38 protein-coding genes are annotated in these 26,171 nt (G+C 34.8%); all 38 read right to left on the reverse strand.

Annotated features, from left to right (window positions below; all coding sequences use genetic code 11):
- Positions 1-11: 11 nt before the first annotated feature.
- Positions 12-152 (reverse strand): hypothetical protein, encoded by a 141-nt coding sequence (locus tag EKH84_RS21805; protein ID WP_190283366.1) that lies wholly within the window; start codon positions 150-152, stop codon positions 12-14.
- Positions 153-187: 35 nt separating this feature from the next.
- Positions 188-472 carry a hypothetical protein gene (locus tag EKH84_RS01900; RefSeq protein ID WP_127064916.1) on the reverse strand — a complete coding sequence of 95 codons (285 nt, stop codon included), beginning with the start codon at positions 470-472 and terminating at the stop codon, positions 188-190.
- A 36-nt stretch (positions 473-508) separates the two neighbouring features.
- Positions 509-1,933 (reverse strand): hypothetical protein, encoded by a 1,425-nt coding sequence (locus EKH84_RS01905; protein ID WP_127064917.1) that lies wholly within the window; start codon positions 1,931-1,933, stop codon positions 509-511.
- A 1-nt stretch (position 1,934) separates the two neighbouring features.
- Positions 1,935-2,498, reverse strand: a complete 564-nt coding sequence (locus tag EKH84_RS01910) for a phage tail protein I (protein ID WP_127064918.1) — start codon at positions 2,496-2,498, stop codon at positions 1,935-1,937.
- Positions 2,491-3,606, reverse strand: coding sequence for a baseplate assembly protein (locus EKH84_RS01915; RefSeq protein ID WP_127064919.1), 1,116 nt, complete (start codon positions 3,604-3,606; stop codon positions 2,491-2,493). Before EKH84_RS01915 ends, EKH84_RS01910 begins: the two co-directional genes overlap by 8 nt.
- Positions 3,593-3,904: a GPW/gp25 family protein gene (locus EKH84_RS01920; RefSeq protein ID WP_127064920.1), complete on the reverse strand. Its 312-nt coding sequence runs from the start codon at positions 3,902-3,904 to the stop codon at positions 3,593-3,595. The genes EKH84_RS01915 and EKH84_RS01920 overlap by 14 nt, the downstream gene beginning before the upstream one ends.
- 12 nt (positions 3,905-3,916) lie before the next feature.
- On the reverse strand, positions 3,917-4,309 hold the full coding sequence (locus tag EKH84_RS01925; RefSeq protein ID WP_127064921.1) for a phage tail protein: 393 nt from the start codon (positions 4,307-4,309) through the stop codon (positions 3,917-3,919).
- A 10-nt stretch (positions 4,310-4,319) separates the two neighbouring features.
- Positions 4,320-4,817 carry a phage baseplate assembly protein V gene (locus EKH84_RS01930; RefSeq protein ID WP_190283455.1) on the reverse strand — a complete coding sequence of 166 codons (498 nt, stop codon included), beginning with the start codon at positions 4,815-4,817 and terminating at the stop codon, positions 4,320-4,322.
- On the reverse strand, positions 4,817-5,848 hold the full coding sequence (locus tag EKH84_RS01935) for a phage late control D family protein (RefSeq protein ID WP_127064923.1): 1,032 nt from the start codon (positions 5,846-5,848) through the stop codon (positions 4,817-4,819). Before EKH84_RS01935 ends, EKH84_RS01930 begins: the two co-directional genes overlap by 1 nt.
- Entirely contained in the window at positions 5,845-6,063 is a 219-nt protein-coding gene (locus EKH84_RS01940; RefSeq protein ID WP_127064924.1) for a tail protein X, read from the reverse strand. The genes EKH84_RS01935 and EKH84_RS01940 overlap by 4 nt, the downstream gene beginning before the upstream one ends.
- A complete protein-coding gene (locus EKH84_RS01945) occupies positions 6,050-8,482 on the reverse strand; it encodes a phage tail tape measure protein (protein ID WP_127064925.1) in 2,433 nt (810 codons plus the stop codon). Before EKH84_RS01945 ends, EKH84_RS01940 begins: the two co-directional genes overlap by 14 nt.
- Before the next feature lie 135 nt (positions 8,483-8,617).
- Complete coding sequence (locus EKH84_RS01950; protein ID WP_127064926.1) at positions 8,618-8,899, reverse strand: phage tail assembly protein; 282 nt, start codon at positions 8,897-8,899, stop codon at positions 8,618-8,620.
- 41 nt (positions 8,900-8,940) lie between these two features.
- Complete coding sequence (locus tag EKH84_RS01955; protein ID WP_127064927.1) at positions 8,941-9,459, reverse strand: phage major tail tube protein; 519 nt, start codon at positions 9,457-9,459, stop codon at positions 8,941-8,943.
- An 11-nt stretch (positions 9,460-9,470) separates the two neighbouring features.
- Complete coding sequence (locus tag EKH84_RS01960) at positions 9,471-10,895, reverse strand: phage tail sheath family protein (protein WP_127064928.1); 1,425 nt, start codon at positions 10,893-10,895, stop codon at positions 9,471-9,473.
- On the reverse strand, positions 10,895-11,170 hold the full coding sequence (locus EKH84_RS01965) for a hypothetical protein (RefSeq protein ID WP_127064929.1): 276 nt from the start codon (positions 11,168-11,170) through the stop codon (positions 10,895-10,897). Before EKH84_RS01965 ends, EKH84_RS01960 begins: the two co-directional genes overlap by 1 nt.
- Positions 11,171-11,172: 2 nt before the next feature.
- The gene (locus EKH84_RS01970) at positions 11,173-11,619 is read right to left on the reverse strand and encodes a hypothetical protein (RefSeq protein ID WP_127064930.1); all 447 of its coding nucleotides are present in this window, start codon (positions 11,617-11,619) and stop codon (positions 11,173-11,175) included.
- A 13-nt stretch (positions 11,620-11,632) separates the two neighbouring features.
- The gene (locus tag EKH84_RS01975; protein WP_127064931.1) at positions 11,633-12,190 is read right to left on the reverse strand and encodes a phage tail protein; all 558 of its coding nucleotides are present in this window, start codon (positions 12,188-12,190) and stop codon (positions 11,633-11,635) included.
- The gene (locus EKH84_RS01980) at positions 12,184-12,501 is read right to left on the reverse strand and encodes a hypothetical protein (protein ID WP_190283456.1); all 318 of its coding nucleotides are present in this window, start codon (positions 12,499-12,501) and stop codon (positions 12,184-12,186) included. Before EKH84_RS01980 ends, EKH84_RS01975 begins: the two co-directional genes overlap by 7 nt.
- Positions 12,488-12,835, reverse strand: coding sequence for a hypothetical protein (locus tag EKH84_RS01985; RefSeq protein WP_127064933.1), 348 nt, complete (start codon positions 12,833-12,835; stop codon positions 12,488-12,490). The genes EKH84_RS01980 and EKH84_RS01985 overlap by 14 nt, the downstream gene beginning before the upstream one ends.
- Positions 12,836-12,849: 14 nt before the next feature.
- Positions 12,850-13,866 carry a major capsid protein gene (locus EKH84_RS01990; protein ID WP_127064934.1) on the reverse strand — a complete coding sequence of 339 codons (1,017 nt, stop codon included), beginning with the start codon at positions 13,864-13,866 and terminating at the stop codon, positions 12,850-12,852.
- Positions 13,867-13,870: 4 nt separating this feature from the next.
- The gene (locus EKH84_RS01995) at positions 13,871-14,245 is read right to left on the reverse strand and encodes a hypothetical protein (RefSeq protein WP_127064935.1); all 375 of its coding nucleotides are present in this window, start codon (positions 14,243-14,245) and stop codon (positions 13,871-13,873) included.
- The gene (locus EKH84_RS02000; RefSeq protein ID WP_127064936.1) at positions 14,245-15,351 is read right to left on the reverse strand and encodes a head maturation protease, ClpP-related; all 1,107 of its coding nucleotides are present in this window, start codon (positions 15,349-15,351) and stop codon (positions 14,245-14,247) included. Before EKH84_RS02000 ends, EKH84_RS01995 begins: the two co-directional genes overlap by 1 nt.
- Before the next feature lie 2 nt (positions 15,352-15,353).
- Positions 15,354-16,913, reverse strand: coding sequence for a phage portal protein (locus tag EKH84_RS02005; protein ID WP_127064937.1), 1,560 nt, complete (start codon positions 16,911-16,913; stop codon positions 15,354-15,356).
- Positions 16,914-16,926: 13 nt separating this feature from the next.
- Complete coding sequence (locus tag EKH84_RS02010; RefSeq protein WP_127064938.1) at positions 16,927-17,145, reverse strand: DUF6148 family protein; 219 nt, start codon at positions 17,143-17,145, stop codon at positions 16,927-16,929.
- The gene (locus EKH84_RS02015; RefSeq protein WP_127064939.1) at positions 17,145-18,998 is read right to left on the reverse strand and encodes a phage terminase large subunit family protein; all 1,854 of its coding nucleotides are present in this window, start codon (positions 18,996-18,998) and stop codon (positions 17,145-17,147) included. Before EKH84_RS02015 ends, EKH84_RS02010 begins: the two co-directional genes overlap by 1 nt.
- Positions 18,973-19,551: a hypothetical protein gene (locus EKH84_RS02020; RefSeq protein WP_127064940.1), complete on the reverse strand. Its 579-nt coding sequence runs from the start codon at positions 19,549-19,551 to the stop codon at positions 18,973-18,975. The genes EKH84_RS02015 and EKH84_RS02020 overlap by 26 nt, the downstream gene beginning before the upstream one ends.
- Positions 19,552-19,912: 361 nt before the next feature.
- Positions 19,913-20,542, reverse strand: coding sequence for a tyrosine-type recombinase/integrase (locus EKH84_RS02025; RefSeq protein WP_127064941.1), 630 nt, complete (start codon positions 20,540-20,542; stop codon positions 19,913-19,915).
- Positions 20,543-20,558: 16 nt separating this feature from the next.
- A complete protein-coding gene (locus EKH84_RS02030) occupies positions 20,559-21,314 on the reverse strand; it encodes a DNA adenine methylase (RefSeq protein ID WP_127064942.1) in 756 nt (251 codons plus the stop codon).
- 208 nt (positions 21,315-21,522) lie between these two features.
- On the reverse strand, positions 21,523-21,939 hold the full coding sequence (locus tag EKH84_RS02035; RefSeq protein WP_127064943.1) for a hypothetical protein: 417 nt from the start codon (positions 21,937-21,939) through the stop codon (positions 21,523-21,525).
- Positions 21,940-22,020: 81 nt separating this feature from the next.
- Entirely contained in the window at positions 22,021-22,926 is a 906-nt protein-coding gene (locus EKH84_RS02040) for a hypothetical protein (RefSeq protein ID WP_127064944.1), read from the reverse strand.
- A gap of 125 nt (positions 22,927-23,051) precedes the next feature.
- The gene (locus EKH84_RS02045) at positions 23,052-23,294 is read right to left on the reverse strand and encodes a hypothetical protein (protein ID WP_127064945.1); all 243 of its coding nucleotides are present in this window, start codon (positions 23,292-23,294) and stop codon (positions 23,052-23,054) included.
- 75 nt (positions 23,295-23,369) lie between these two features.
- The gene (locus tag EKH84_RS02050; protein ID WP_127064946.1) at positions 23,370-23,759 is read right to left on the reverse strand and encodes a hypothetical protein; all 390 of its coding nucleotides are present in this window, start codon (positions 23,757-23,759) and stop codon (positions 23,370-23,372) included.
- Between the two features lie 15 nt (positions 23,760-23,774).
- On the reverse strand, positions 23,775-23,936 hold the full coding sequence (locus tag EKH84_RS21810; protein ID WP_190283457.1) for a hypothetical protein: 162 nt from the start codon (positions 23,934-23,936) through the stop codon (positions 23,775-23,777).
- 68 nt (positions 23,937-24,004) lie between these two features.
- Positions 24,005-24,970, reverse strand: a complete 966-nt coding sequence (locus tag EKH84_RS02055; RefSeq protein WP_127064947.1) for a tyrosine-type recombinase/integrase — start codon at positions 24,968-24,970, stop codon at positions 24,005-24,007.
- A 109-nt stretch (positions 24,971-25,079) separates the two neighbouring features.
- Complete coding sequence (locus EKH84_RS02060; protein ID WP_127064948.1) at positions 25,080-25,373, reverse strand: hypothetical protein; 294 nt, start codon at positions 25,371-25,373, stop codon at positions 25,080-25,082.
- A gap of 2 nt (positions 25,374-25,375) precedes the next feature.
- Entirely contained in the window at positions 25,376-25,618 is a 243-nt protein-coding gene (locus EKH84_RS02065) for a hypothetical protein (protein WP_127064949.1), read from the reverse strand.
- A 16-nt stretch (positions 25,619-25,634) separates the two neighbouring features.
- Entirely contained in the window at positions 25,635-25,901 is a 267-nt protein-coding gene (locus EKH84_RS02070) for a hypothetical protein (protein ID WP_127064950.1), read from the reverse strand.
- A gap of 24 nt (positions 25,902-25,925) precedes the next feature.
- Complete coding sequence (locus EKH84_RS02075; protein WP_127064951.1) at positions 25,926-26,126, reverse strand: hypothetical protein; 201 nt, start codon at positions 26,124-26,126, stop codon at positions 25,926-25,928.
- Positions 26,127-26,171: the final 45 nt, after the last annotated feature.

Consider the following 26,171-nt stretch of genomic DNA (forward strand, 5'->3'; position numbering starts at 1 on the left):
TATCTATTAAATTATTTTGTGCTTTCTTCTAATACTTCCCAAACTACTTCTTGCAGGTTAAAAATCTTAGGAACCTGTTCTTTAGTATAAAAACTTGCCTGAACATTTCCTACCCATACTTTTACTAATCCTGAATCTCTTGTGAATTTCATCAGAATCACTCCTCACTAAATAATTTTTATCATACCTATGACATGAGTGTAGATACAATCATTGATAGCTCTGTTACCGCTTGCTTAAGTGCCTCATTATCCTCTTTAAGTAACTCAACTTCTGATTTAGGAACATCCTCGTAAACAACGATAATATTTCCCTCCGTATCTAGTGAATATTTTCCTATCTTTCCTTCTACCAGCTCTATTACTGGTGGATTATCTATAATACTATAGGTTATATTCTCTGTCTCATCTAGTTGTTGCTGAATTAAAATTGTGTTTTGTTCTACATCTTTACATATCAATAATCTTTCCATTATGAATAACTCCTTTCATATTTATAAAACTATACACTATATACAGTAATCAAAAGTAGCATTTCCGCTACCATTAGTGTTGGTTGCGTGAAGAGTAACCCCACTTGTTCCAAAGAATATGAAGTAAACAGCAGTATTATCTCCATCTGTTAATTGGGTATAGCTAGGAGAAGCTGTTGAAATGGTTCCTGAATATAGCAAACTAAGGCTACCACCACTTGGTTTCTTATATACTTGATAAGAAACAGCAACACCATAGAGGCTATAGCAATAAACCTTGTACGAAGACCTAACAATATAACAACTTCTAGTTGAAAAGTTATTACCAAATGTTAGAGTAAAACTTCCACAAGTAGCAGAAGTAGGTGAAGAAATGAGACCATTTGCTATATAATATGCCATATCATCAAATGGAGTTTGGTTGCTCAACGCTGTACCTAATTTGCCGTTAATGGCGTTGGCAACACTTTGTTTCCCACTAACGACAGTAGATTTTAAACTATCAAGTTCTGCACTTAAATCTCTTCCCTTAACAAGATTAGTATTATCAACCTTAACACCAATACCACCATCTCCACAAACAAGCTTAAAATAACTGTCACTATCTACGTTATGTTGTATTTTTGCTAACCACTCAGAAGCACCGTGTGTTGTGCCAGATGCACTTAATGTTTGCATATACCATGCATGCGTACCATCTACAGTATCTGCATTCCCACCGTTTGCAGGCAATGATGTAGGTAACCCAGTAATCATGCTTGCCGGATGGGTACTTGGATGGGTATATGGTGCGGCACCACTTATAGTCCCATCAGCTTCAATAGTAATATTATTACCTTGCTTTACTCCTCCTAAAACTGTAGAACTGGCTACTGGTGGTGGAAATGTATTAGGCTTCCCTGTAATATTATCCCATGTAAGTTTCAAACCGCTAAATAAGTTTTGTACTAACGCTCTAATTGCAGGATGTGCTGTTTCACTTTCATTGTGTGCTTCTAAATCTTCAGGCGAAACACCTAATAAGCTATCTTCTATAGTAGCTGTTACATCTGCTTTGTTTCCAACTAGTGCAATTATATCTATTTGCTTTTCTATAATCTCACTGCCTTGCCCAGAAATATATTCTGCTAATACTCCAGCATTTCCATAACAATATAATACCTCGTTATTTGTATCTGGATCTGTCGCTATTAATCCTAACTCTCTATAGTAAAATCCTGTATTTAGTCCAGTATTGTTAAACTTGCCACCTATCTTTACTTTCCCATCATCTAATTTAAGAAACTTAGTGATTGGAACATTCATTTTAGGAGAAATAACAGCTGTTAATTCCTGTACTATCTTACCTTGAAGTTCTCCATCTCCTAATATAATTTTTGTGAAAGTAATAGTTTTACCTAACATGCATTTTGCTTGTAATATCCTTCCTTGATTAGTTAAAAATACATTTGAAATACTCACCTTACCCCTCCTGACGTACTATTATTTTGTCAACTTGATGTATTGCAAATCCTGTAAATATATCAAGTTGACTTGCTATATTTACAATTACCTCATCTAGCTTTGAGCTTTTTCTTTTAATATGCTCCGCGGTTTCTTTAAATTGTTGTATAAGTTCATTATCAACTTCTAAATTAGTAGTGGTTATTCTAAAATGATGTGGCTCTCCCCCATATTCATACCACTCACTTACTTCACTCTCGCCAAAGATAGTCGTTACTACTTCTTCTAGTGCACCAACAGTACCTTTCCTGTTGTGCCATGCAATAGATTTTTTTACTAATTCCCTCTTCTTTTCTATAGATAAAGAACTATCATAAAATGGTGCCTTAAACTGTTCCGCAAGTATATCCACTAATTCCAAGCCTAACTTATCTATATAAGGCAGTATGATTGTCTTTTCCATCAACTCATTAACCTTTGCTATTTCTTTATCTAAAGCTTTAGCTGCATTAATAATCTTTGAATCGCTTGCTATACTAGGTGGTAATAAATCCATAATAGAGGTTTGGTTAATGTTATTCATCTTCTAGGCCTCCATATACCAGTTGAACTGTCCCCAGTTTTGCAACTTGTCTACTTGTTAGAGCTTGAAAAGTAGGGCTTGTTACTTCCAATCTTTTGATCCCTGATTTCATCATGTGGTACATAAGTTCTGATGGATTAATATCACGACCCAGCTTACTATGTTGCCATGCTATATAATCTTGTATAGCCAAATCTACTAACTGTTCAATAGATGTGGACATTGTTACATTATCCTTAGATATGTAATATGTTGCCTCAATGTTATATTCGACTTCTTCAGGTTGTACCACACTTACTTTATCAGTTAGAGGTTTAACATTTTTAGCACTGCATGATTCTAATATTTCATTCAAGAGCTCTTGAGATAACAAAGAACCATTGCTACCTATTGGTATAATTTGAACCTCTCCTGCCACATCTGATATTACATTAACATCTGATACTTCTGGTGAAACAGACTTTGCCCAGAAAGCATATGCCTCATCACTGCCTGCAGTGCTATAACTAGCTGGTGCACTAAAAGCTCTTTCTCTTAACGCATCGTCCGACTCTTCTTCTGTTCCACCTGATGATGTAGTTATATTTGTTACACTTCCAAAGTAGGGAAATACATCTACCAATTCACTTATCTGTCCTGGCAATAAATCATTTCCAATAGTACCACTATTCATACATTCTGCGCCTACTTCACAGTGTAATTCTCCTGCAGCCACTTGAGCATAATCTATAGTTAAAAAGTAAACCTCGCCTGCTTTAATACGTGTACCTTTTGGTATTGACACAACACTAGGTCTTGCATCTGACAATGTAAATTTAAGAGTACATCTTGCTGGAGAAGGTTTAAGTCTTTTTACTCCTACTAAAGCTACAACCTGATCTAAGTATTCACCTGTAGCATAACGTAATAAATTTTGTTTTGCTGAAAAATCTATAATAACTCTTTGCTGAATAATGATTTGTGCAAGACTCACCAAGAAGAGCCTTACTGGGTCTGCTGGATATAGTTTCTTACCTGATAAACTTTCATACACATTGATAATATCTGCCTCTATTGTAGTTGTAGATGTATCACAAAAATCAATATTGCTCAGCTCACTTAATGCCATTGATAATCACCTGCACTTTCGGTTTTAGCGTTCCTGTCGAATTATTCTTTGTATAAGACACTTTTTGTACAGTAGCCCTAGGCTCATATTCTTGTATCGCTTCAATAATCCTCACCGTGAGGAGATTTTCTGCTACCTCTATCGGCAGATCTACCATACTTGCATCTATACCAAAATTTCTATCAAATGGAACACTGTACTTAGGAGTTCTAAGAATCATACTAATATTTTGTAAAATTTCATCTACGCCTGTTGCTCCTATGTTCAATTCTTGAATATCACCAGTTACTTCATACAATAATCATCCCTCCTACTTTATGTATTCCTTGAGTGTTACAGCAATTGCTCCTCTTAAGATTTTACCTTTATTATCTGTACTTATGTACTGCTGCTCTGTCGACTCCACTGTCCAACGATAATACCCCATAGCATCACCACCTATTACAAGAGGAAACGCCTCTCCTTCTCGTGTCATAATCATAAGCTTTTCCATGTCATAACGTGGATTACGTCCCAAACGTATATCAAATTCCATAGTGAATGAAATAGTATCAAGATCAGGTCCTAAAAACTCACTTTTTGGTTTTTGCATATGGATTTCATGATAGGCCCAACGTCCTGAGCTACTTCTTGTTAGTCCTTGAAAAGTATTTACATCTTGTGCTGATACCTTAAAAATAATATCACCTAATGCACCTATCATCTCGTACCTCCTAACATTTGCAGTATCCTGGGCAACTTACACTACCACTTAACGAAACATTTCCAGATAGTGTTGTGCTTCCATTCAATGTAATATCTCCATTAATTTGTATCGTCCCACCACTCAGAGTAATATTCCTTCCTTCTATCTGAACATCTCCAACTGCATGCACAGTAAGTTTACACTTACTTCTGTCATACTCTACATGGCTGCCATCCTCAAAGGAATAATGAACCTTGTCTTGATTTGTAACTGGTGGTGTATCAGATAAGGTATAAAAACTCCCTATACAAAAGCCATCTCCTACACCTTGCTCTATAAATAGGCATACAACATTTTCTCCAACATCAGGCATAGCATAGGCCTTATTTTTAAGTCCTTGTGGAAAGAGCAACGGAAGATCATGAGATACCATATTGTCCATATCACTAAAAACAACCTTGACTGTGGCTGCTTTTGGATTTGTGCTTGATACCTTACCAATACGCAAGATATTTGTTTGTTTCATCAATACCCCTCCAAACATTTTGTGATTTCAATATCAGTTGTATAACCACCTACAATATTATGAGTTGCTTTATTGACTATGTACTTACCATCAAACGATAACCATCCCTTGATTAATACTGTTACACCTGCAACTAGATTTACATCTCCTAATACAGATAAACTACCAGTGCACTCTTGCTTATTCTTCTCGCGTAATTTACTTTTAGCCAATTTCATTGCCTCTGCATAAGTTTTTACTTGCTCATTTACTTCTAATATAGGTCCGTATTTTTTACTTTTGTCGGTGAATGTAGCTTCAATAACTTTGTTAGTCTGTGCATCGGCATATCTTACGTGACAAGCCTTATAACCCGTATCACTTGTTTTATTTGAAAAACCATAGGAAATAATGTTAGATTCTCCTTTTGTCAGTGTTAAAATTGGTTTCTTACACTCATATGCATACTCATCAAATATCACTACCTGACCTGCTGTTACCTTTAGAGACAATCCTGCCTCATTGCATAATCTTTGTAAAAATATTAGATCAGGCTCCTTCACCTGATCTATACTGTCATACTCTGCATCTTCTTGACTCTCAAATAAGCACTTCAATTTTGCATTACTAGCTACTTCTTTGGCTATCTTTGAAAGCTTTATTTTCTTCCAAGACTTTGTTTTATCTGTACGTTTAATACCTTCACTTACTGGTACGCTTTGGCCTTTTATCGAAACTGTATCTGGAGGGCCACTAAGAGAAATATCATCTATTTCAAATGTTCCGCATGGTAAAAATTGCTTTTCCTTCTTGCCATTCCAGTTTTCAATATAAAAAGAGGCATTTATCACATCACCTTTTTGAGGTAACCATGAACCATGCCATAATCCTTCCTTATCTTCTAATGTAATGTCTAAGTCATCCGCTGCCCCAGTTGCATTATCTGTATAAGCCATACCTAAAATATACTTTCTAATGTCTTTTGAAATATCTACCCTTTGATACTCAACAATTAAATGAACACTTCTAGCAAACAACTTCTCATAGCTCACTTAGTAATCACCTTCTTCCATGGAGGTAAAGTATCTACTCTTTCTAGCTCAATTTCTGGAATAACAAGCTCAATATTAGCTGGGAATATAGTAATATTCATATACGACGGATTTGCGCTTATAAGTATATCTATATAATGCTCATTGTCATAAACTTTAAAGCTAATAAAATCCCATGTATCTCCTTGAACGGTTATGTAATTAATTTGAGACATAACTTAACCTCCTATCATTATTAGACTTGGATTGAATAGCTTGGATTATCTTCTTAATAAGTAGAGGCTCATATTTTATAAGCTCATCTAATATATCTTGCGCTGATACATTAGATGCCCCTGAAATAGATATCTGAGGATTAAATATTACCTCAACATTATTCATAGGGCCACTGGCTTCAGATATTCCACTTCCAAACCTTTTACCAATCATTCCATTAGTATCTCTGTTGTTAAATACTCTATACCCCTTTGCATTAGTTACAATTTCAGGGCCTCTTTCGCCAGCCAAAAATGTGTCTGGAGTATTAAATCCTGTAGAGCCTTTATAGAACATTGGCATTTCAGGGATGTTAATCTTAAAAGCTTGTCCTCCAACAACAGGCACCCAATCTGGTATTGTAAATCCTACCTTATTAATAGATTGTATTACTGTATTTATTATGCCTATAATCGCATTAATAGGAGCTTTAGCAAAACCTACGAGCATATCAAACATCCCTTTAAAAATATCAATTACCGCTTGCCATGCACCCTGCCAGTTACCTGTAAATACATTTTTCACAAAATCAATTATGCCACCAAATATCTGTTTCGCTGCTTCAATCATGTTGGTTATGTTCTGTAAAAGTGCTTGTCCTATGGGGAATGATCCAAGAAATCCAGCTACATTGTTCCAGATATTTTGAGTGGTTTGTAAAACTGAGTTCCACTTCTCTTGAAACCATGCACCAATTCCGCCAAATACTCCTTTTATACCATTCCAAACCTCAATAGCCTTTGCTTTAATTGTATCCCAATTTTTATACAAATATATCCCAGCTGCAACAACTGCACCTATTATCAAAGCTACCTTAGCATATGGATTAAGATTCATAATTGCATTCAACTTTGCCTGGGCTAAAGCCATATATTTTGTAACATTAGTGCAAATAATAGTTTTAGCTTGAACCGCCATAATTGATAATTTGTATGTAGCAAATGCGGCTGCTATTCCTAATACAATCGGTTCTATTGTATTCCAATTAGAGCTAATAAAATTATATAGCTCAACAGCTTTTTGGACTACAAACATAATCCCATCTGCTACTGCAGGCAAAATGTTTGTACTTAAATTATCAAGTATTTCTTTGGGACTTCCAAACGCATCTGTAAATGCTTGTTTTAAATAGTTAAACCTATCATTTATGTCATTTACAAGCCCAGATAAGGCATCTAATAATGGTTGATTTTCCATTACTCTATCTCTAAGATTATTGAATGTATTCACTACAATGTTTTTAAAATTAGTGGCCACGCTACAGACTTTATCAAAGGCAATGGGAATATTGTTAGATACTACTTCTAAAAAGCTCTTAATTTCTGGGCCTATCATCTCTCCTAATTGTATCTTTATCATGTCTATTTTTCTTAAAATCCCATCCCATACCCCCTGCAAAGTAGAGTATTTTATACCATCAATCTCATTCATAGTACTTTTAGTAGCATCAAACTCACCATTTATATTGCTAAGTGCCTTAATACCATTCTTGCCTAAGTCTTCCCACATAGTCCCGAAAAGCGCAACTCCAACTTGATCCTGTGCCACTTGATCTGACATAGCAAATAGCTTATTAGTTACTTGTTCGAACGCTAGTTTTGCTGTTTGTCCTCCCATTGCAAAGTCTGAAGTGATTTTATTTGCATTTAGCCCTAATGCTTTAAATGCTTCAAGTGTGCCATTACTGCTATCTTTTGATCTAATTCCAAACTCTTTAATTGCATCTCCTAGTTTTTCAACTTGAAAAACACCAGAATCAGCGCCATTAGCAACCATATTAAACATTTCTTCTGCTGAAAATCCCATTTGTGAAAAATGGACTGAGTATTCATTTACCCAGTCCATTAAATCTCCATTAGCATTTAACCCGTTTTGTGCTCCTTGTGCAAGTAAATTAAAGGCTTCTTCACTTGATGTTCCTAAAGCTTTCACCATTTGATTAACAGCACGTGTACTTTCTTCTGTCGCAAACTCAAAGGTGTCTCTAAATACAATAGAATTCTTCGTGAAATCCTCTAGTTCCTTACCTGTTAACTTTGTCTGCTGCTTAATATTGGCCATTGATTGTGCAATATCATTTATATCAGTTCCATAATTATTAGCAAATAAATTCTTTGCGCTGTCACTTACGCTAGACAATTCTTTTTCTGTCATTCCACTTTGTGTCCGAAGATTTGCCATTGCCTGTTCAAATTCGGCATACTTACCTACTATATCTTGGAATCCATCTAAACTCATATCTATCCCAGCTACTGCTAACATAGAATTTGCTAGTCCATTTACAGCTTTTGTTGCATTACCAAATGTATTACCAAAATTAGAAGCTAATTTAGCTGCTATTGCAAATGCTATACTATAGTTTCTTCCTTTATCGGCCATTCCTTGCACCTACCTTACTTGCGGCTTCAATCCAACTATCCATCTCATCAAGCGTCATCTTTAAGAATGTAACTGCTGGGCTAAATGTAGCCATGGCTAGACGTATAGAAATTTCTCTAAATGGCGTATCACGAGTTACGCCTCTGCTATTAAAAAATTCTGTACCTGCATAGTAAGATTTGTAAAATCTTTCGCACCTAAAAGCTTAACCATATCTGTTGGAACCTTTGCTGCTTTTGCTCCCACGATTGCTAAATAAGACTTATCAAATTCTTTGATAGGTGGTGTTTTCCTTTCTGCTGCTAATTCTGCTTCTGCATCTAGTAGATCTTGAGCTGTTAACGCTTCTAAGTCTAACTCTAACTCCTTCACTTCTTGTCCATCATATTTAATAGATTTTTTTAATGTAATAATCATTTTCTATTTTCCTCTCTTTTATAAAGTAAAAAGACCTAAGCTTATGCTAAGCCTAAGTCCTTTCTAACATCCGCTAAATAATCGACTCCATCTATAATATAGATATAGTTTAATGGATCAATTTCTGCTGCCACTTTCCCATCAACCAGCATCTTATAATATAAAACACTGAACTCATTTCCACTTTCTGTACTTGCACCTGTCTCCATTTTACCTGGAGTGATTTTCTTAGGTATTGCCCTTACCACATGCTTTACAGATGAAGTTTTTAGTTTACCACTTGCACTATCATACACCTGCTGCGATGCTCTAAAGTCAAGCGCATGAGTTACTGGAGCAGATAAAGCAAGTAAATCACCTGTAATGGTTCTCCAATTAATAGTCATACTCATAGCTCCAATATGCCCTAAAGTTGGAAGCTCCACTTCTCCTGCAATACCTGCTCCTTTAATAGACTCTGTCATAGATTCTATTTCTGGCAACTCTACATCTGCAATGCCGATCATGTCCTTACCATCTTTATAGGCCCTATATGCAATAAGCTTATCTGGTATATTCATCTTTCATCCTCCTAACTAAATAATGTTTTTAAGTAGTCCACATCATATTCTAAGTCGAAGCTAATTTCTCTGGCTGGACTAGGTGGTGTTACATACACATGGAACTTGATTTTACCATCCATAATCGAAGTTAATGGATTCTCACTTTCTAAAAATACAACTCTACCACCTAATATATAACCAGCCGAGGTCATTCCATTTAGCCAAATATTTAAGCTATCTACAATTGTATCAATCAACCTTACTGTTATAGGAGCATCAACCTTTTGCCAAAAGCTTTGAATAATAGTTTGAGCTATGTAATAAAACATTCTCTTTACTGGAATAAAACTGTCTTTGGGATCAGTTACTGAAGGATAACAAGCTGTTCTATTTCCCCATAACTTCCATCCTCCACTAAAATTAATAGCTGTTACAACACCCTGACCATTCAAATAATTCGCTTGATCTATTCCAATTACAACTTCATCATTGTTATTTCCTACTAGCCCATTCATCTGTAATGAATGATTAGATGGTGATACATATGGAACTCCATTATTTTGTGAATCTGTTTTGCAAATTAATCCTGCTACTTGTGTGCTCATATGATATATGTCATCACCAAGTCTTACCTTTGGCCACAAAGCAATTTGATTTTCATAAATATAATTATTGGAATTCTTCCATTCTACAACATCTGAATACTTCCCTGCTTCAGATACTGGTATATCCACTAAGGAAATGCATTTGAAAAATCCGTTTATGTTCCCAGCTTTACTTGACATTACTGCAGCAACACTTGGATCACAACTATACTTAGGAGCTACTAGCTGACCTGGAACAATCCCGAATTTAGGTAATACTTGATTTATAAGCTCTAGCCCCGTTGAAATACCTTCACTACTTACTCCACCTATTACATCAGCACTTGTGACAAGTGATGGATCTATTTTGTCATATGATACTTTGATTTCACCAGATATAGACTTATTTAAGATGGTAATTACACACTCCCCTGCATCATTGAAGCCTGCATCATAATCTATATCTGGAACAACTTCACTAGATGCGTTTTTAACTACTAGAGTATCTAAAATAACACCCTGTACTTTAATGATTGCTTCATTATTTACGATGCTAATGGCTGCTTCAGCTACGGCTGCCTTATGTTTTGTTTTATCAAGTACATTAATAAACACAACAGGTGCCACACTGAATAGGGTAAAGTGTGATTTCATAAACTCACACAATGTGTAATTTTCAAAATCATTAATATACCCTAAATACTGAACTGCTTCTGCATAGGTATAACAAAGAACTGGCTCATTTGTTTTGGGATCACTAGCTAAATTAATAGGAGCTATACCTATTACTACAGGTAATCCAACTAAAGCTTCTACTGGTGGAACTATACTTGTTGGAATCTCACTCGTGTATACTCCATGTTTGTACATTACTTATTACCTCCCTGTGAATATTCTTTTACTTTTTGATACAGCCTTTGTTCATAGCTGCCCTTTACACATAACTTTAGTCGCATATCATTTAACTGAGCTATTGGAACAATTAATTTTCCTATGCTTTCACACATATCGATCTGAATTTTAATGTAATTGGGTAGGCCTATAAGTATAGTAAATTGTGTTAATCCTGGTATATTGGGGCCACAATAAACCATCTGCTCAGGCTGTTTGTCAACTTTTTCTTCTTTTTTTACTTTGACTGCCATCTTTATACTCCTTCCACTTGTATTTGTGGTATTGTAAGGTTTAAATCCATAAAACCATAAAAATAAGGATATGGTTGTTCCTCTGGAATTGATGACTTTATTGGCTTATCTATGGTATAAAAGTCAAATACAGGCCTCTTTAATATTGCTATTTTGACAAGTTCAAAGAGGTGCAAAACATCAACCCATCCTAAAAAATCCTCACTATATACGCCAAATATAAGCTTTAATTTTAAATTAGAGCTATCACCTTCACTCTGGTCATCCATATAACGAATAATAATGTATGGAAAATCTTCCTGTTCATCTTTTTCACTATCTAATGGATCTAAATACCCAAGAATAACACTTGGTATCTTGCCTTCATTATTCTTAGTGGTTAAGTGTGCCTCTTTAACAGCATCTAGTATAAAACTCTTTAAGTTGTCCATTACTTGATATACTGTCATAATTGCCTCCTTGCTATTTGTTTAGTAGGCGACTTATCTCATGATTTAGTCTAGTATTAAACATATTAATCATTTCAGCTTTTACATCATCTGAGATATCTTGTGGTTTTGCCATATATGGGATAGAAGGCCCCATTAACTGTGCAATTGGCAACCTTGTTCCATTGCTTCTCTTAAATACACCAACATGCCCTGATTTTGTTTTTGCAATAAACGCTCCTGGAATTGGCTTTGCACTACCTTTTTTAACACTTACCTTAAGCATATTAGGTCTTTTGCTAGTAACCTTATTAGGATTTGTTTTGAAACTTATCAAAGTAGTTACTGGAGCTGCAGAGGTTACACTACCACCCAGTCTGCTTATGGTAGATTTTTCTAATGAGAGTGTATTCTTAACTGCAGCTGATTTTATAGTAAACTTTTTAGTTATACCCCTACTAATAATAGTTCTACCTTTAATTATTGCTCGATTAGTAGCATTAGAAATCGCTCTTTTAGATCCATTAGGAACTCCTCTAAGTACTCTCTCTACTCTAGCCATTGCTCTTCTATCTACTTCAATCTCTACCATGATGCATTCGCTCCTAACGCTATTTCATACATACTAGAAATTAGCGCACATGAAATAACAAAGTATGTTTTACCATCAAGCTTTATCGTCTTTCCTTCTTCTGGCCTACTTTTTAGGTTACATTCTTCAACCATAATAAGGAGTTCTCCTAAATAAACTCCTTCGGCTGCTTTAAGTTGCCTCTTCTTTAGCTCGTCCTCATCAATAATTAAGGGGACATCTTGTCCCCCTATATTGTGAATCTCTGCGAATTCATCAGTGTTAAAAAATGCTTTCATATCTGATTTTTGAATTTCTTTAAAGCTGATCATCATTTAGTTCCTCAATGTAGTCAGTAATTGCATGCACTAGGTCCGGTTGTTTAGTTGCAAAATCTAACTCCAAGCCTATCGTATTAGCATAATCAACTAAATCTTGTTTCTTCATCTTCTCAAGTTCTTTTACTGAAAGATATCCATCACCATCTTGATAGCCATTGTTGTTATCCTGTCCATTATGATTAGCTTCATCTAGATTTTCAGCTACTTTTAATACTATTAATCTTTTTGCATCCTCTTCTGAAACCTCAAATTCTTGGCCATTAACATATGTAACAATTTCTCCATTTTGGCGAATTGATATCTTTGCTAAAGCTTTAATAATCATCTCTGTTCCCTCCCCTACTTAACAACTGCAACATACCAACCATCTACATCATATGGACGTGGTACTGGTCTAGAAGTCATCCTAAGCATCTTTCGTTCATTCTCATTATCAACCCAGAACTTAGGAACCATTTCGTAATCATATGTCACAAAATCCTCCCCTTCTATTTGTGATACCGCACTATATTCTATAGACCCTACTACTTCTGGTAATAATAATACATGACCTTCTGGAAGCATTGGTTGTTCTTCACCATCATCATCAACAAACCATTCATCATAGCAATACACATCTAAATCTAACTCTATAATACGTCCTAAGAACGTAAGAGCTGGATCAATTACTCTAGGTGTAATATCAGCTGTTTTTAAGTTCAAGATGTTTAATTCTTTTTGAACTCCACTGTTTTGTTTAAATAACTGATAAACATCTGAAGCCATTAAAAGTACTCTTGGAGCCTTCCCTGTCTTTTTAATAACTGCTCTTCTCCATCTAGTTAAGTCTTCTAAGATTTTAGCTGTTGATGTGTTCCACTTAGCCTCACCTGACAAGGTTTCTTTATTATCAAATTGATAATCGATTTGAATATCTAAGCCTTCATCTTCATCTTGGATGTCAATCTTACCATTTAAGATGATTTCTCTACACATCCATTCTTTTCTTCTCAATATGTACTCTTCGAGTTCGCTAAGATCACTGGCTAAGATTTCCCTGCTACGCTGAGCTGGTGTTTTACCACTATAAATATTCTCCCCTAGTGTTTTTTGAGAGATATCATCTGCAGTAGTCATTCTTTCTGGTGCAATTTTAGGAGCCTTAATTAGTTTGCTAGAATATCCTGCTCTAGTAATTAGCTTTCCACCTTTTCTCTTTGAAACAAATGGGGCCATAAGTCTTTTGCCTTTTTTAGTTTCAATTTCTAATAGTTCTTCAATATGAACCTGTGAATTTGGGAAAAAACCAGTAAAGAAACTTCTCATGGGTTTTCTTAAATCTAAAGCTTGTAACATTGCTCTTGTAGTAATTGTCATATTCTTATCCCTCCATTACAGCATCAGTAAAGATGCCTAATTCTCTAAGTTGTGTTTCAAAGTCTGATAGACTAGTTCCCTCTGCAAAAACTAATCTGGCAGCATTAAAGTCTCCTGTAAGATAAACTTCTGTAATAACATAATCAGTGGCTTCTACGCCTGTAGTAATAGTATCAGTTAAGATTCCATAGACCGTATCTCCTGCTTTTGCTTTATCGCATAGATTTCCTTTTTTATTAGTATCTAGTGAAATAACACTTCCCCTCTCTAGAGTTCCTTGCGCACCATTCAGGCTAATACCTTTTGTCTTTGTAGGAATCTTTGTGCTTGCAAATAATCCATCATAAACACATGCTTCTCCATCTTTAACGTAATTCATTATCTTACCCTCCTTGAATCCTTATTCATTGCTGCTGCTAGTGCATTAGCCTCCTCTGCTTCTGACTCTTCTTTTGATAATTCTGCTTCAGTATCAACCTTTTCTACATTAGATGAAGTTGAATCAGATTTAAGATTGTCAAGGAATTGCTGGCCTTTTTTAGCAGCATCTTGCGCAGCTACAAATGCTAGCTCTTTTGCATCAATTGGATTATTATACTTTGCATCCTCTATTAAATTTTTAGGGATACTTGCAGCTATTGATTCAATAGCTTGAATACGTGAGCGTTCTTCATTAGCCCCTTGCTCTTTTGCCTCATTAGTGATCTGATTAAATAACTCTGGATGCTTTTCTTTAAACTCATTTACAGTCATTTTCTGTACTCCTTTCTCATTTTCATCTATGTCTAACGTAGCCACCGGCACGTATTGACCATTAAACCCTTTCATAAACTTTTCTTTAAATGCATCTACATTACCACATTTAATAAGTTCATTTACTATATCAGTATTTGGAACTATGAATCCTTCATGTAATGCTGCTACAGGTTGTAATTGAACAGTACTATCTAACTGTCCATCTTCAACGAACATGATTTTATCCACTAGCTTTAGTTCTAATGCTTGTTGTGGGGTTAGCCATGTTTCAGCATCCATTAAGCTTTTAATCTCCTCTGCTGATTTCCCTGTTTTAAGAACATAAGCATTTACTAAAGTTCTGTCAGTAACTTGTAACATCTGGCTTGTATCATCCATGCTTCGATAGTTGCCTTCATTTCCTGTTGATGCACAATGTATCATCATTTCACCAGTGGGACTAATCAAACATTCTGCTGCCATTGCAACAATGCTTGCAGCACTAGCAGCTAATCCTACGATTTTATTTAATACCTTACCCTTATAATCTTTTATGGCTGTATAAATCTCACTACCTACATATGTAGAACCACCGTATGAATTAATATGAACCTCAACGTCTTCGCCATTTGCTTGCTGTAGTGCTTTAGTTACCATTGCTGCTGTTGTATATGGGTATCCCATCCATGCATATGCCCATTCATACTCTTGTGGGATAATGAACCCCTTTACATTAATAATTCTTGGCATCTTTACTCACCTTCCTTTGTCTTAATGGCTTTCATTTTTTCATTTTCTATAATTAACTGTTCAATATTTCTATCAAAATCACCTCCATTTATCTCTATAGTCTCTCTTTCACGTGTTGAAAATCCATTTTCTACTCGCTTAGTTGCTGCATCAACTTCCTTGACTGGATCTAGTTGCCCAGGAGCTGGCCCATTCCAATCTGCTCTTGAATAAGCTTTTCTAATTGATGGGTCATTAAAAAAGCCAGGGGCATCAATTCTCCCTCTAGCAACAGCTTCGCAGAGCCATATCTCATAGACTGGCTGGCAGAAATCATTTGCAAACCAAGTTCTGCGCATTTTAAAAGCCTTCCACGCTTCTAGTAATGCAGCACGACTGGCTGAATAACTAGCAGTGAAAGACTTTGTTAATAGTTCATATGGTATTTCAAGAGCAGCTCCGATATATTTTGTCATTGAAGATACAAAACCATCAAAATTTACATTTGGTCTTTTCGCATCTGCAATCTCTATACTCTCACCTTCTCTTAAAATATTTACCATCCCTGGCCCTAGTTTATAATCAGGCGAATCAATAGATGTTTCATTTTCAGTTACTCCAGAAAAATCATTAGCCGAATCATCTGGCGAATCCGTCTTAACAAATACAGTAAAAAAAGCATTTATAACAGCTGCCATCAGTTCAGCTTCTGTATATCTCGTTAATTGCTTTAAACTCTCTACAACTGTTGCTAAATAGGGAACACCCCTATATTGATCTGGGCGCTCTGCCTCCATAATTTGGAGTACATTAGGAAGTCCTGTCTCAGCTCCAAATGCTTCTACTCTTTCCCATTTTTTATTTAGCTCTAGCACAGAATTAGGATATGAATTACAAACATGATACGCTACTACCGAACCCTCTTTGTCAATTTCAACACCACTATATATCCTATTTCCATTTTCAAGTTTGTACCTTAAATTTACATAGTCACCATTTGAATTTGGAGTAGATACTCTATCACCTTCAATTAAATGAATTCTAAGACCGTATGGCATATATGGGGTAGTATTTGTATGTTTTACAAGTGCAAACCCATCCCCATTTATTAACCATGACATAATAGCAATTTGTTGTAGTTCATAGAAATCATTTAATCCTAAGTTGTCACACCTTTTAGACTCTGCCCACAAATTAAACTCTCTTTCTATTTGCTTTTCTAATTCATCTGCTTCTTGATGAGATATTCCGAGCGCCTTGAAATCTATTCTGCTTTTGAGCCTAAGCCCTGCGCCTACAACATTTGTCCTATTGGTTTTTATTGCGCTAGCTGCTAACGGAGAAGTCATAAACAGACTTTTAGTACGTTGCCTAAGAATGTTTAAATTAAGGTCTATATCTTCCTGCGGACTTAAACTTTCTGCATTCCAGCCTTTCATAGAATTTTTTCTTTGGCTGGCACCACCTTCATCATACCCACTATTCTGTATGCTTCTTACCATATCCAGTCTCATTCTTGCTGCTTCACGTTTTAACCCAAGACTCGGACTAATAAATTCACATATCTTGTCTAATGCATTCACAAACTTACACCTCCTATACATCCATTGGTATGATTCGTCTTACTTTCTTTGTCTTGTTTTCTAATTGTGCCACCTGTGCCTCTAATTCTTTAATTGCATTTCTTACCTCAGCTAAATTGGCACGAGTAAAAGATCTACTACCAATCGAATACGATTGATTTGTAAGAATGGCCATCTCTGCCTGATAATATGCTTCTAAACGTTGTTTGGCTAACTCTAAACGTGTGCTCATTATACTTCAACTCCTCTACTTACTACTCCACTTGGCCTACTTCTTTTGCTCTTTGGTTGACTCTTCATGTAATTTATTCCCTTTAACACCTTTACCTCTAAAGAATCCCAATTAGGATTTATAATATCCACTGCTGCTGTTGCATAATTTCTGAGGTCTAAAGGCTCATTTCTTGTACCAGACTTCTTAACCCACTCTAATTTTGGTCTACCTTTTACAAATCTGATTAACCTTTGTTCTGAATTAATGCCTTTCATATAAACTTCATCATATCCACGTTCTATATTTTTAGGGAAGTGACAGTATCCAGGCCCTACTTCTTTGGTTTTTAGCCTTGCCATTATGAGCTCTTTGCCCTGATCTACTCCAAGCATAAATATTCTTACACCTGTTTTTGTATTTGTTGTTTGTTTATATACAAGTGGGATACCTATCCCCCCTTGACCTTTTATTCCATAAATACGCTTATGTTTTCGTTCCATTCTTTTAATAAATGCATACGCTTTATCAGTAAAATGGCCACCTGTATCTATACAAGTGGCTGCAATTAATAAACTTCTACCATCCTCAAAGAAGAATTCTGTATCTAAGTATTCTTCAAGTTCTTTCCAAACTTCATCTTTATCTAAATCGCCTTTTATTTTTTTGTATTGAACTCCCCAGCTTTCATATCCTCTTCCCCAAGCTACAACCTCAATTTCAAACCTATCATCTTGGACGTCTACACCAGCTGTAATTAATATAGCTCCATCTTTAAGATCGGAAGAATAATATTCTCTTCTCTTTAATAACTCTTCATCTTCAACTTGATCACCATCTGCTCTATCTTCCCATACTTCACCTAAAGAAGTATTTATGAAAGCTTTTAACTGCTCTATGCTTCCAGTTTCTTTTTTCTTTTTCATAGCTTTTTTAAATGATGCTATTATTTCACTCCAACTTTTCCATGGTGAGGCAAGTTCATTTAAATGAAATCCCCTAATTTTATTGTCATTAAATTCATGAATCCACTTACCATCCTGCTCTTTCCATTCACTTTCAGAGAAATATTCATCACAATGCATACATTGCATGTTTGCATCTTCAAACCTTAACCTTCTAAATTCCAAAGGATTATATCTGCCACAACAAGGACATCTTAAATTCCATACTCCTTTTGAACTTGCCTCATATTCCTGATCAATCCTAGAAATACCCTTGATTGTAGGGGTAGAAACCTTAATTATTTTACGGTTCCAGAATGTATTTGTACGCTTCTCACCTAAATCTACAGGATCTCCATCTACACCTGCAGAAGCTGGATAACGATCAACCTCATCAAATAGCACAACCCTTATAGGTTTAGCCGATAATCCAACGGGCGAATTAGCTCCTACTATTGATAAAATACCGCCTGGAAACTTCTTTTTTAGTATAGTATTTTCACTATCTCTACTCTTAGATGGCTTAATCTTATCTCTTATACATGGTGTATCTCTTATCATGTTAGCAAGCCTATCTTTACTAAAGTCCTCAGCTGCTGTTTCAGTAGGTTGTACAACTAACATAGGACTAGGCTCATGGTCTACAATATATCCAATGGTATTCAAAACAATTTCCGTTTTACCAACTTGACTTGAGCTTTTAACAACAATGTTCTGGTACCTGTCATCACTAATAGAATCCATGATTTCTCTCTGATAAGGAGCTCTGTCAGTATTCCACCTACCCTGCTCAGCCGAAGCCTCTGCTGATAACCTTCTGTTTTCATCTGCCCACTCACTTAGCTTAAGATTGGGTGGCGGCTCTAGTACTTTTATAGTATTTTTAAATATCTCTAATGTATTTTTACGTATGATTTTCTTCTTTTTCATAATTATCTACTTCACCTTCATCATACTCAATGTACTCCTCACCATAAAAATCATATGGATTATAATCTTTAAGTTCCATGAGCACCTCAAGAATTTCTCTCGTTAGTACCTCTCTAACTGTTGTTGCTTCTGATTTATTTAGCAGTAATGGTGCTAATTTTGATGGTAGTGACATCATTTTTGACCTAAAAGAAGCCAGCATATCAGTCATTACTTCCTCAACATCTTCTGATTTATGTACTTCTCCTCTCATCAATGCTAATTTAATCTCCGATTGCTGTCTTTTTATTCTCTCGTGAATGGCCTTTTCTGTTTCTAGGTCTAAATTATTATTTCCTCCTGATGCTGCAATATCATTTTCCATCTTCAACATATTAATATACGTTTTTATACTGTCTGGTAAAAGATATCTACCTTTTGATACCCTCCTAAATATTCCTTCTTCAGCTAACTGCCTAACTCTTCTATCAGTGACACTTAATAATTCACCTAAGACTGTTGCTGATACTGTTAGACCTTCAATCGAGCCAGTTTTTTCAGTTATTTTTGACAATCTCAACCACCACCAATCCCTTGATATTACTTATATTTTTATGCTTTGTTAATTTATTATCATATTTTTACTTCTTAGGAAACGGTAATTTTAAACTAAAAATTTCTAGAACTAAAGAATTCCCGGGGTCATGGTACCCGCAATCCATTTTTTAAGTCTGAAAGTACCTATGACTATCAAAGGGTTCATTGTCATTCATCTATGACTTTGTCCCCTTCAAAATATGAGAGTTATCTTTTATATCTTTCTCATTTGTCTGATACCTCTCTATCCTTTGAGTCATCTATCTTTAATGATTATTTTATTTCTATTATGATATATATGTTCCATAACAAATCATCTGATATTCTTCGTCCTGCTGCTACCGTTTAAATTTCTTTAATGGATCAACCATATCTTTTACTAAGTTGTCGTTAACCTCTTGCGTTAAACCTATATATTGACTTGTTGTTACTGGTGACTTATGCCCCGCAAAATGTTGTACCTCTTCTATTCTTTCACTTTCTTTATAGACGTTATAGAAGCAAGTCTTCCTTATTGCATGAAATCCAAAGTCCTTTATATTTAATATCTCTCCAACCTTTTTCATTCTTCTATTAAGTTGAGGATATGACATAGGTGTATTCCTTCCCCTTGAACTTGGGAACAATACTTGCCATGTTTTCATATCTTTTGTGTACTCATCTATTTCTTTTCTTAATGTCGGATGTATCAATACTTTTCGTGGAGGCTTAGGTTTTTTAGGCCTAATATCTTTTTCATATGCCTGCCTTTCATACTTGTCTTTTAGATACTTTGTTTTATTTTCAGTTATCTCCAAGTACTCTTGCATAACATCTCTTTTCTTTAGACACCTCAAATCTCCAACTCTATATCCTGTATATCTAATAAGTATGACAAGAATATATAGCATCTTATCTGTATCATATAGATAATCATACAATGTGAGTTCCTGATCTAAATCTTTAATTGGCTGTGTTGTTTTCCCCAAGTCTCCACCTCCTTGCTTAATAGTTTGTAATAATCAGTTCGTTATACTCTTTTCTTGCCGATTTCTCTTTAGATACCGAATATGAGACTTTAACTTCTTCTATGTTGAAACCTTTATACCACTCTCTTACTTCTGGGTGATCATTTATAGTTACTAAAAATTTGCCATTGATACTTGATAGTGTATCGCGTAACACTAGATGCTCATCATGTCCAAATGTATTGCCATAACCTGCTGTTTCGTAATAAGGTGGATCACAAAAGAAAAAGCTATGACTTCTATCATATCTGTGTATGATATCATTAAAGCTCTTGTTTTCTACATAAGTATTCCTTAACCTTTCTTTTATATCACCTAACACACCTTTATAAAATATTTGTGGTGAAGGCTTTGTATTTGTTCCATATCCATAAGTCACACCCCTACTGGCGAAACTTTGTGAGATAAGGTATAAAAAACGCACTGCACGTTGAATCTCTGTTAAGTATTCAACCGTACAGTGCTTATATTCCTCAAACATATCTCTTCCTGAAAACTCATACTCTAGCATTCTTTCTATCTCTGGTGCATGATATTTAATCATCTTAAACATATTAATTAATTCTTTATCTACATCATTAATAACTTCTACCTTGCTTGGTTCTTTACCAAAGAATACCCATCCTGCCCCAAAGAAAGGTTCTAAATAGCAAGTATGTTCTGGTATTCTTTCTATTATTGTCTTCCTCAATTTTGACTTTCCGCCCATTCTTGATATAGGTGGTTTTAACATGTGTAATCAGCTCCTTAAACAGTTTTAGGGTCAAGTCTATGTACACACCTGTTTAATAACTTTTACAATGCAAAAAGCCAATAGTTTTTACACTATCGGCTTTTTTATTAGGAGGCTTTATTCATTCTTTGGACAATATAATTATAACTTATTAAATGCCAAAAACTTCCCCTTTTATTTTTCTGCTACTATTTTTCCACTCCCTAAATCAAACCATAATCAATCCCTTTTCGGCAGCCTTTAATGCTGCATAAGTTATAATATCGTTTCTTTTATCATAGTAACATGATTTTTCCATTGCAAGTATCCTTAGTATCTTTGGCAATTTATACTGGTCTTTATATGTCAAATTAAAAACACCTTGGTATTCTGTCCCTTCGAACCTTTCTATTACGCTTTCTACTACATTTAGCCAGCACTCTTTCTCCTCATTTCTCTTGTCTATTAACTCTAATGCGCTGTTCTCCGTCTTGCTACTAATCGCATTCCCTTTACTTCCATCAACAAAACCAGCCTGAACCCCATATATAATATCCTCATTGATTAGCTCTAATTGCTCATACTCCTGCTCATAGTTATAAAAATAATATTCGATTCTTTTAATTATGTCCTTTTCTAATATCATATGCTTGTCCTCCCTTGTTAAACACACGCAAAAACCCTTATGTACCATACTAAGGGCATAAGGGCTTTTATCTCTATTCAACTACTTCTTTCTATACTTTGCAAAAATGTCATTTGCATTACTCTTAGATTGCTTGTTTGATGCTGATGAACTGCTTGATAGAAAATCTATTTCTTCATTTAACTTATTTACGCTTGTTGCCTTTAGGTTTTTCTTTATATCCTCCTGACTTTCTTTTACTTTCTCCTTTATATCCTGTAGCCTTGTAAATGGTAGGCTTAATCCTGCTAATACGCATAAAGTATATTCACTATGATGTCCTTGAAAAACATCTAAGTAATTCCCTACTTCTTTTTTTATATCAGTTATTTCTAATGGCTTTGCTAAAAGTAATCCTATGTATTTTATAACCTTGTCTGCTTCAATTGGTGCATAGATGTTTTTCTTGAAGCTCTCTACCAGCTTTGCTGCTGTACTTTCTGCTTTTTCCACTTTATTAATTGTTAACATTCCTCTTGTTTCAATTAGCTCTTTCATTTCGGCTTTATCAATATTCCCTCTTACATCTGTATGAGTTGGCATATCCATCATTTCTTCAAAAGCTTTTACAAACTCTTGATTAATAATCATCTTATTCTTAAATGAATTATTATCTAGAACAATAGTACTTGCCATCTCAATGTCTGCTAGTTCTCTAAAGCACTCATATGAATTAATATGTGTTTTAAATGGTTCATTCTCTCCTGGTATAATCGTAATGGCTCCAACTTTCTTATCCATATGTTGCACTAACAGATCTATAAGCATAGGAGAAGCTCCTGACCCAGTTCCCCCACCACTGCTAAATATGACATATATGAATTCTTCTGGTACCTTACTACTTATTTCACTTGCTAGTTGTTTAAAATCTTCAACCACTAACTCCTTTGCTTTGTTTCTATCTTTATTACATCCTTCTCCACCTTTAATGTGGTACTTATACTTCACTTTAGTTAAAGTATCTAGGTCTTCTGTTTATGTGTTTAAAAATAATACGTTCCAACCATTTTTCTCAAGTGCACTTCCAATGTTTCCGCCTGCTTGTCCAACTGCTATAAATCCTACCCTCTTTTTCATTTGAGTACCTCCATTAATTTATTCACACCTAAATCTGTTATGAAATAAGTATGTTCTCTACCTTCTTTAAGTCCACAACTTACTAACTCTTTATTAACTAACTTACCTAGTCTCAAAAATAGATTTTGTGCACCTGTCTCAATCTGTCCTAGCATTACCTTTCGTGAAATAGCACTTATAGATGTACGTGCCTCACTTTCATTTAGTACATTTAGAATCATAAAGTCCAACTTGTCCATAAGCCTCAACCTTTTTATTCTTTTTTATTTTCTTTTTATCTTGCTTTAACTTCTTTTATAATGTTTTATTCTGTTTTATGATATTTTAAGTTGTTCAACTAATTCTATGTATGTAATAGTCTCTCTGTATCTTCCATTATCTAAAACAATATATGAACTATACATCCCTATTATCTTTTTCTTCTCAGGTACCTTTAATACTCTATCTTTAACAAGTCTCTCTGTAGCAACGCTTAATGTATCACCAACTTTAAGCTTTGACTTTAATTTTCTATACTTCATTTGATAGATGTCAAAGTCACTTAGCTCCTTACTGTCTTTTCTCATAGTCGCGCCTAACCACGCAGCTCTTTTGCTTGCTTCCTCTGTGGTTATACTTAAACGATTTGCTACAGCTATAGGTCCTATTCTTGTATAATACTTCTTTATGAAATCGTCCATTTCCTTTGTCCATACTGTTGTCATTAACCATCACTCCTCTTAGTGAATTGTCATTTCTTTGTTGATTTTTTGCTCACATCTTTCACAAAAGCAATCATAGTAGTATAGTTCTATAGCTTTTAACTTTCTGCCACATCTTCTACAACGTGCAAAGTTCTTTTTTCTAAGCTGATCTACTAACTTAAACAATCTATACCTCATTTATCTTCCTCCGTTTTCTCATTCAAATTTTATTAAGTAAGAGTTATTTCCTACATAAACTCTATTTGCTAAGCTATTTTGATGCCAAACATATTAAAAATTAATTCATCATCTTTTGGCTTAAGATAACTCTTTGTCATGTCTATCGACTTATGATGTACAAGTAACTGTGCTTCTTCCATGGTAAAAGCCCTTCCGATCTGCTTACATAAATAATGGGTTCCATTGGTAGTGTTTTCTAAGAATGTATGTCTAAAACTGTGAGGGGTGAAGTATGGAGTATTATGATCTAATTTCTTAAGTATCTTGTACATGTCTTTAACCCAACCTCTTAAAGTACTTGTATTTTTCACAGGTCCATACTTGCTTTGCCAAAATGCTTCTCCATTTTCCTTTACACTTAAGTGCAACTCTATGCTCTGTTGTGAATGCTCATGAATTAAAATATATTGTTTTTCTCCACCCTTGCATTCCACCTTTATGTACCCATTTTTAAGTGTATCTGTATTCTCCACCTGAAGTACTTCATTTATTCTTGCTCCTGTGTCATAAAATAGATCCAGCAAGCACAAATGTTGATACATTTTTTTATTAATCAAGTATCCTCTTAGTAAGTCAATCTGTTCTTGCTTTAAAAAAGTATTCTCTTTAACTGGTTTCTTCTCTAGACTCTTTACTTTAGCCGCTACATTTCTAACATAAGACTCATATAAATCGTCATCATCTTCTGCGTAATCCATCATTCTTCTAACTACGCATAGCAGCCTATTAACACGTGCATTGCTTACTTCTCTCTCATCTGTCATAAAGAATTTAAAGTCCTCAAAGTTTCTTTTTTTAAATTCAAGAACATTCATGTTATTGTTATATAGTAGATTCCAAATAAGAAAAAACCTCAAATCATATGTGTACTCTGAACATGTATTAGGTCTTCTCCTATCTATCCTAGTACTTCGTAAATATAACTGCATTAACTCCTTGTTTACTGCATTAACTTTTTCCCAACGTTCCTGTGAATATAAGTCTGTACTCATATTAATCAGCTCCTTTTAGAAAAATAACGTATAAACAATTAATATAATGATGTTGTCATTTAAAAGTTATAATTAAGCTTTAAATCTGTATAGCTTTAAAAATCAGATTTTATTCACCTATTTCTATCTCAACCTTGCCTGTTCCATTCATTCTTACCGTAGCTGTTGAAGTTGGGTTATCATCTGCTACTGGCCCTATTGATTTATTCATAATGTCAGCTAATTCAACGATTGCTTTTACGTTGTCATAATCAGCTTGTGTTAATAAATTACTCCCACATTTAGGACATGGCTTGTTTAACCAATTAGAATAATCCTTAAGTTCCACTGACTGATCCATATAATCACATGTTGGGTTATCACACTTTATTCCACCTATTGCAAACTGTATTGCATCTTTCATACTTATTCCTCCTCGGTGTTTAAATCATAATAAATTCCCATACAGCCAAGTTCATCCAGCATTTCCTCTCTCATAACAGCTACTGCCTGTGTAGCATGTTCTCCTCTAGCTCCACAATATGGACAACCTATGTGTTTACAACTACCAGATAAATCTGCCCCTACAATAAATTCAAGTCCACATTCTGTGCATTCATATTTAACTAACCCATCCTGATAATAGTTTTCTCTGATTAATTTACTCAACTTTATCCCTCCAAACTTATATTTTATTAACTAAACATTCTAATGCTTCACATTCAGTTTTAAATAATGGTTGCTCACATTCTAAATTGAATGTTATACTTACTCGCTTTTTCTTATATTTATATGGTTTATTCGCTACGAAGCAATATATAAGTATACATCCACCTGTGATATGAAACTCTCTTACATTTACTTCTACCACTTCTTGTATTTCATTATCAGCATAGTAAAGTGTTTCTCCTAGCTCTATAGGTAGGACTAAGTCTCTTCTATCTATCTTCATTTTCTCTCACTCCAAACTCTGATTTTAATTAGTTAATACATTATCTAGTGTTTCAACATAAAGTTGGTCTTCCTCATATCCATGCAACACCCCTATAATCTCATAGAAAGATGTTCCATATGCTACATATTCACTAATCATAGGTAATCTTGAAAATCTTTCATTCTCAATTATTGCTATAGTTTTTTTTGTTTTTTCATCTACAATTCTTATTTTCTTATTCATTTAAACGCACCCTTTCAAATTCTTATTTTGATGTACTTTCCTATA

This window comes from Cellulosilyticum sp. WCF-2, from assembly GCF_003990395.1.
GTDB classification, from domain to species: domain Bacteria; phylum Bacillota; class Clostridia; order Lachnospirales; family Cellulosilyticaceae; genus Cellulosilyticum; species Cellulosilyticum lentocellum.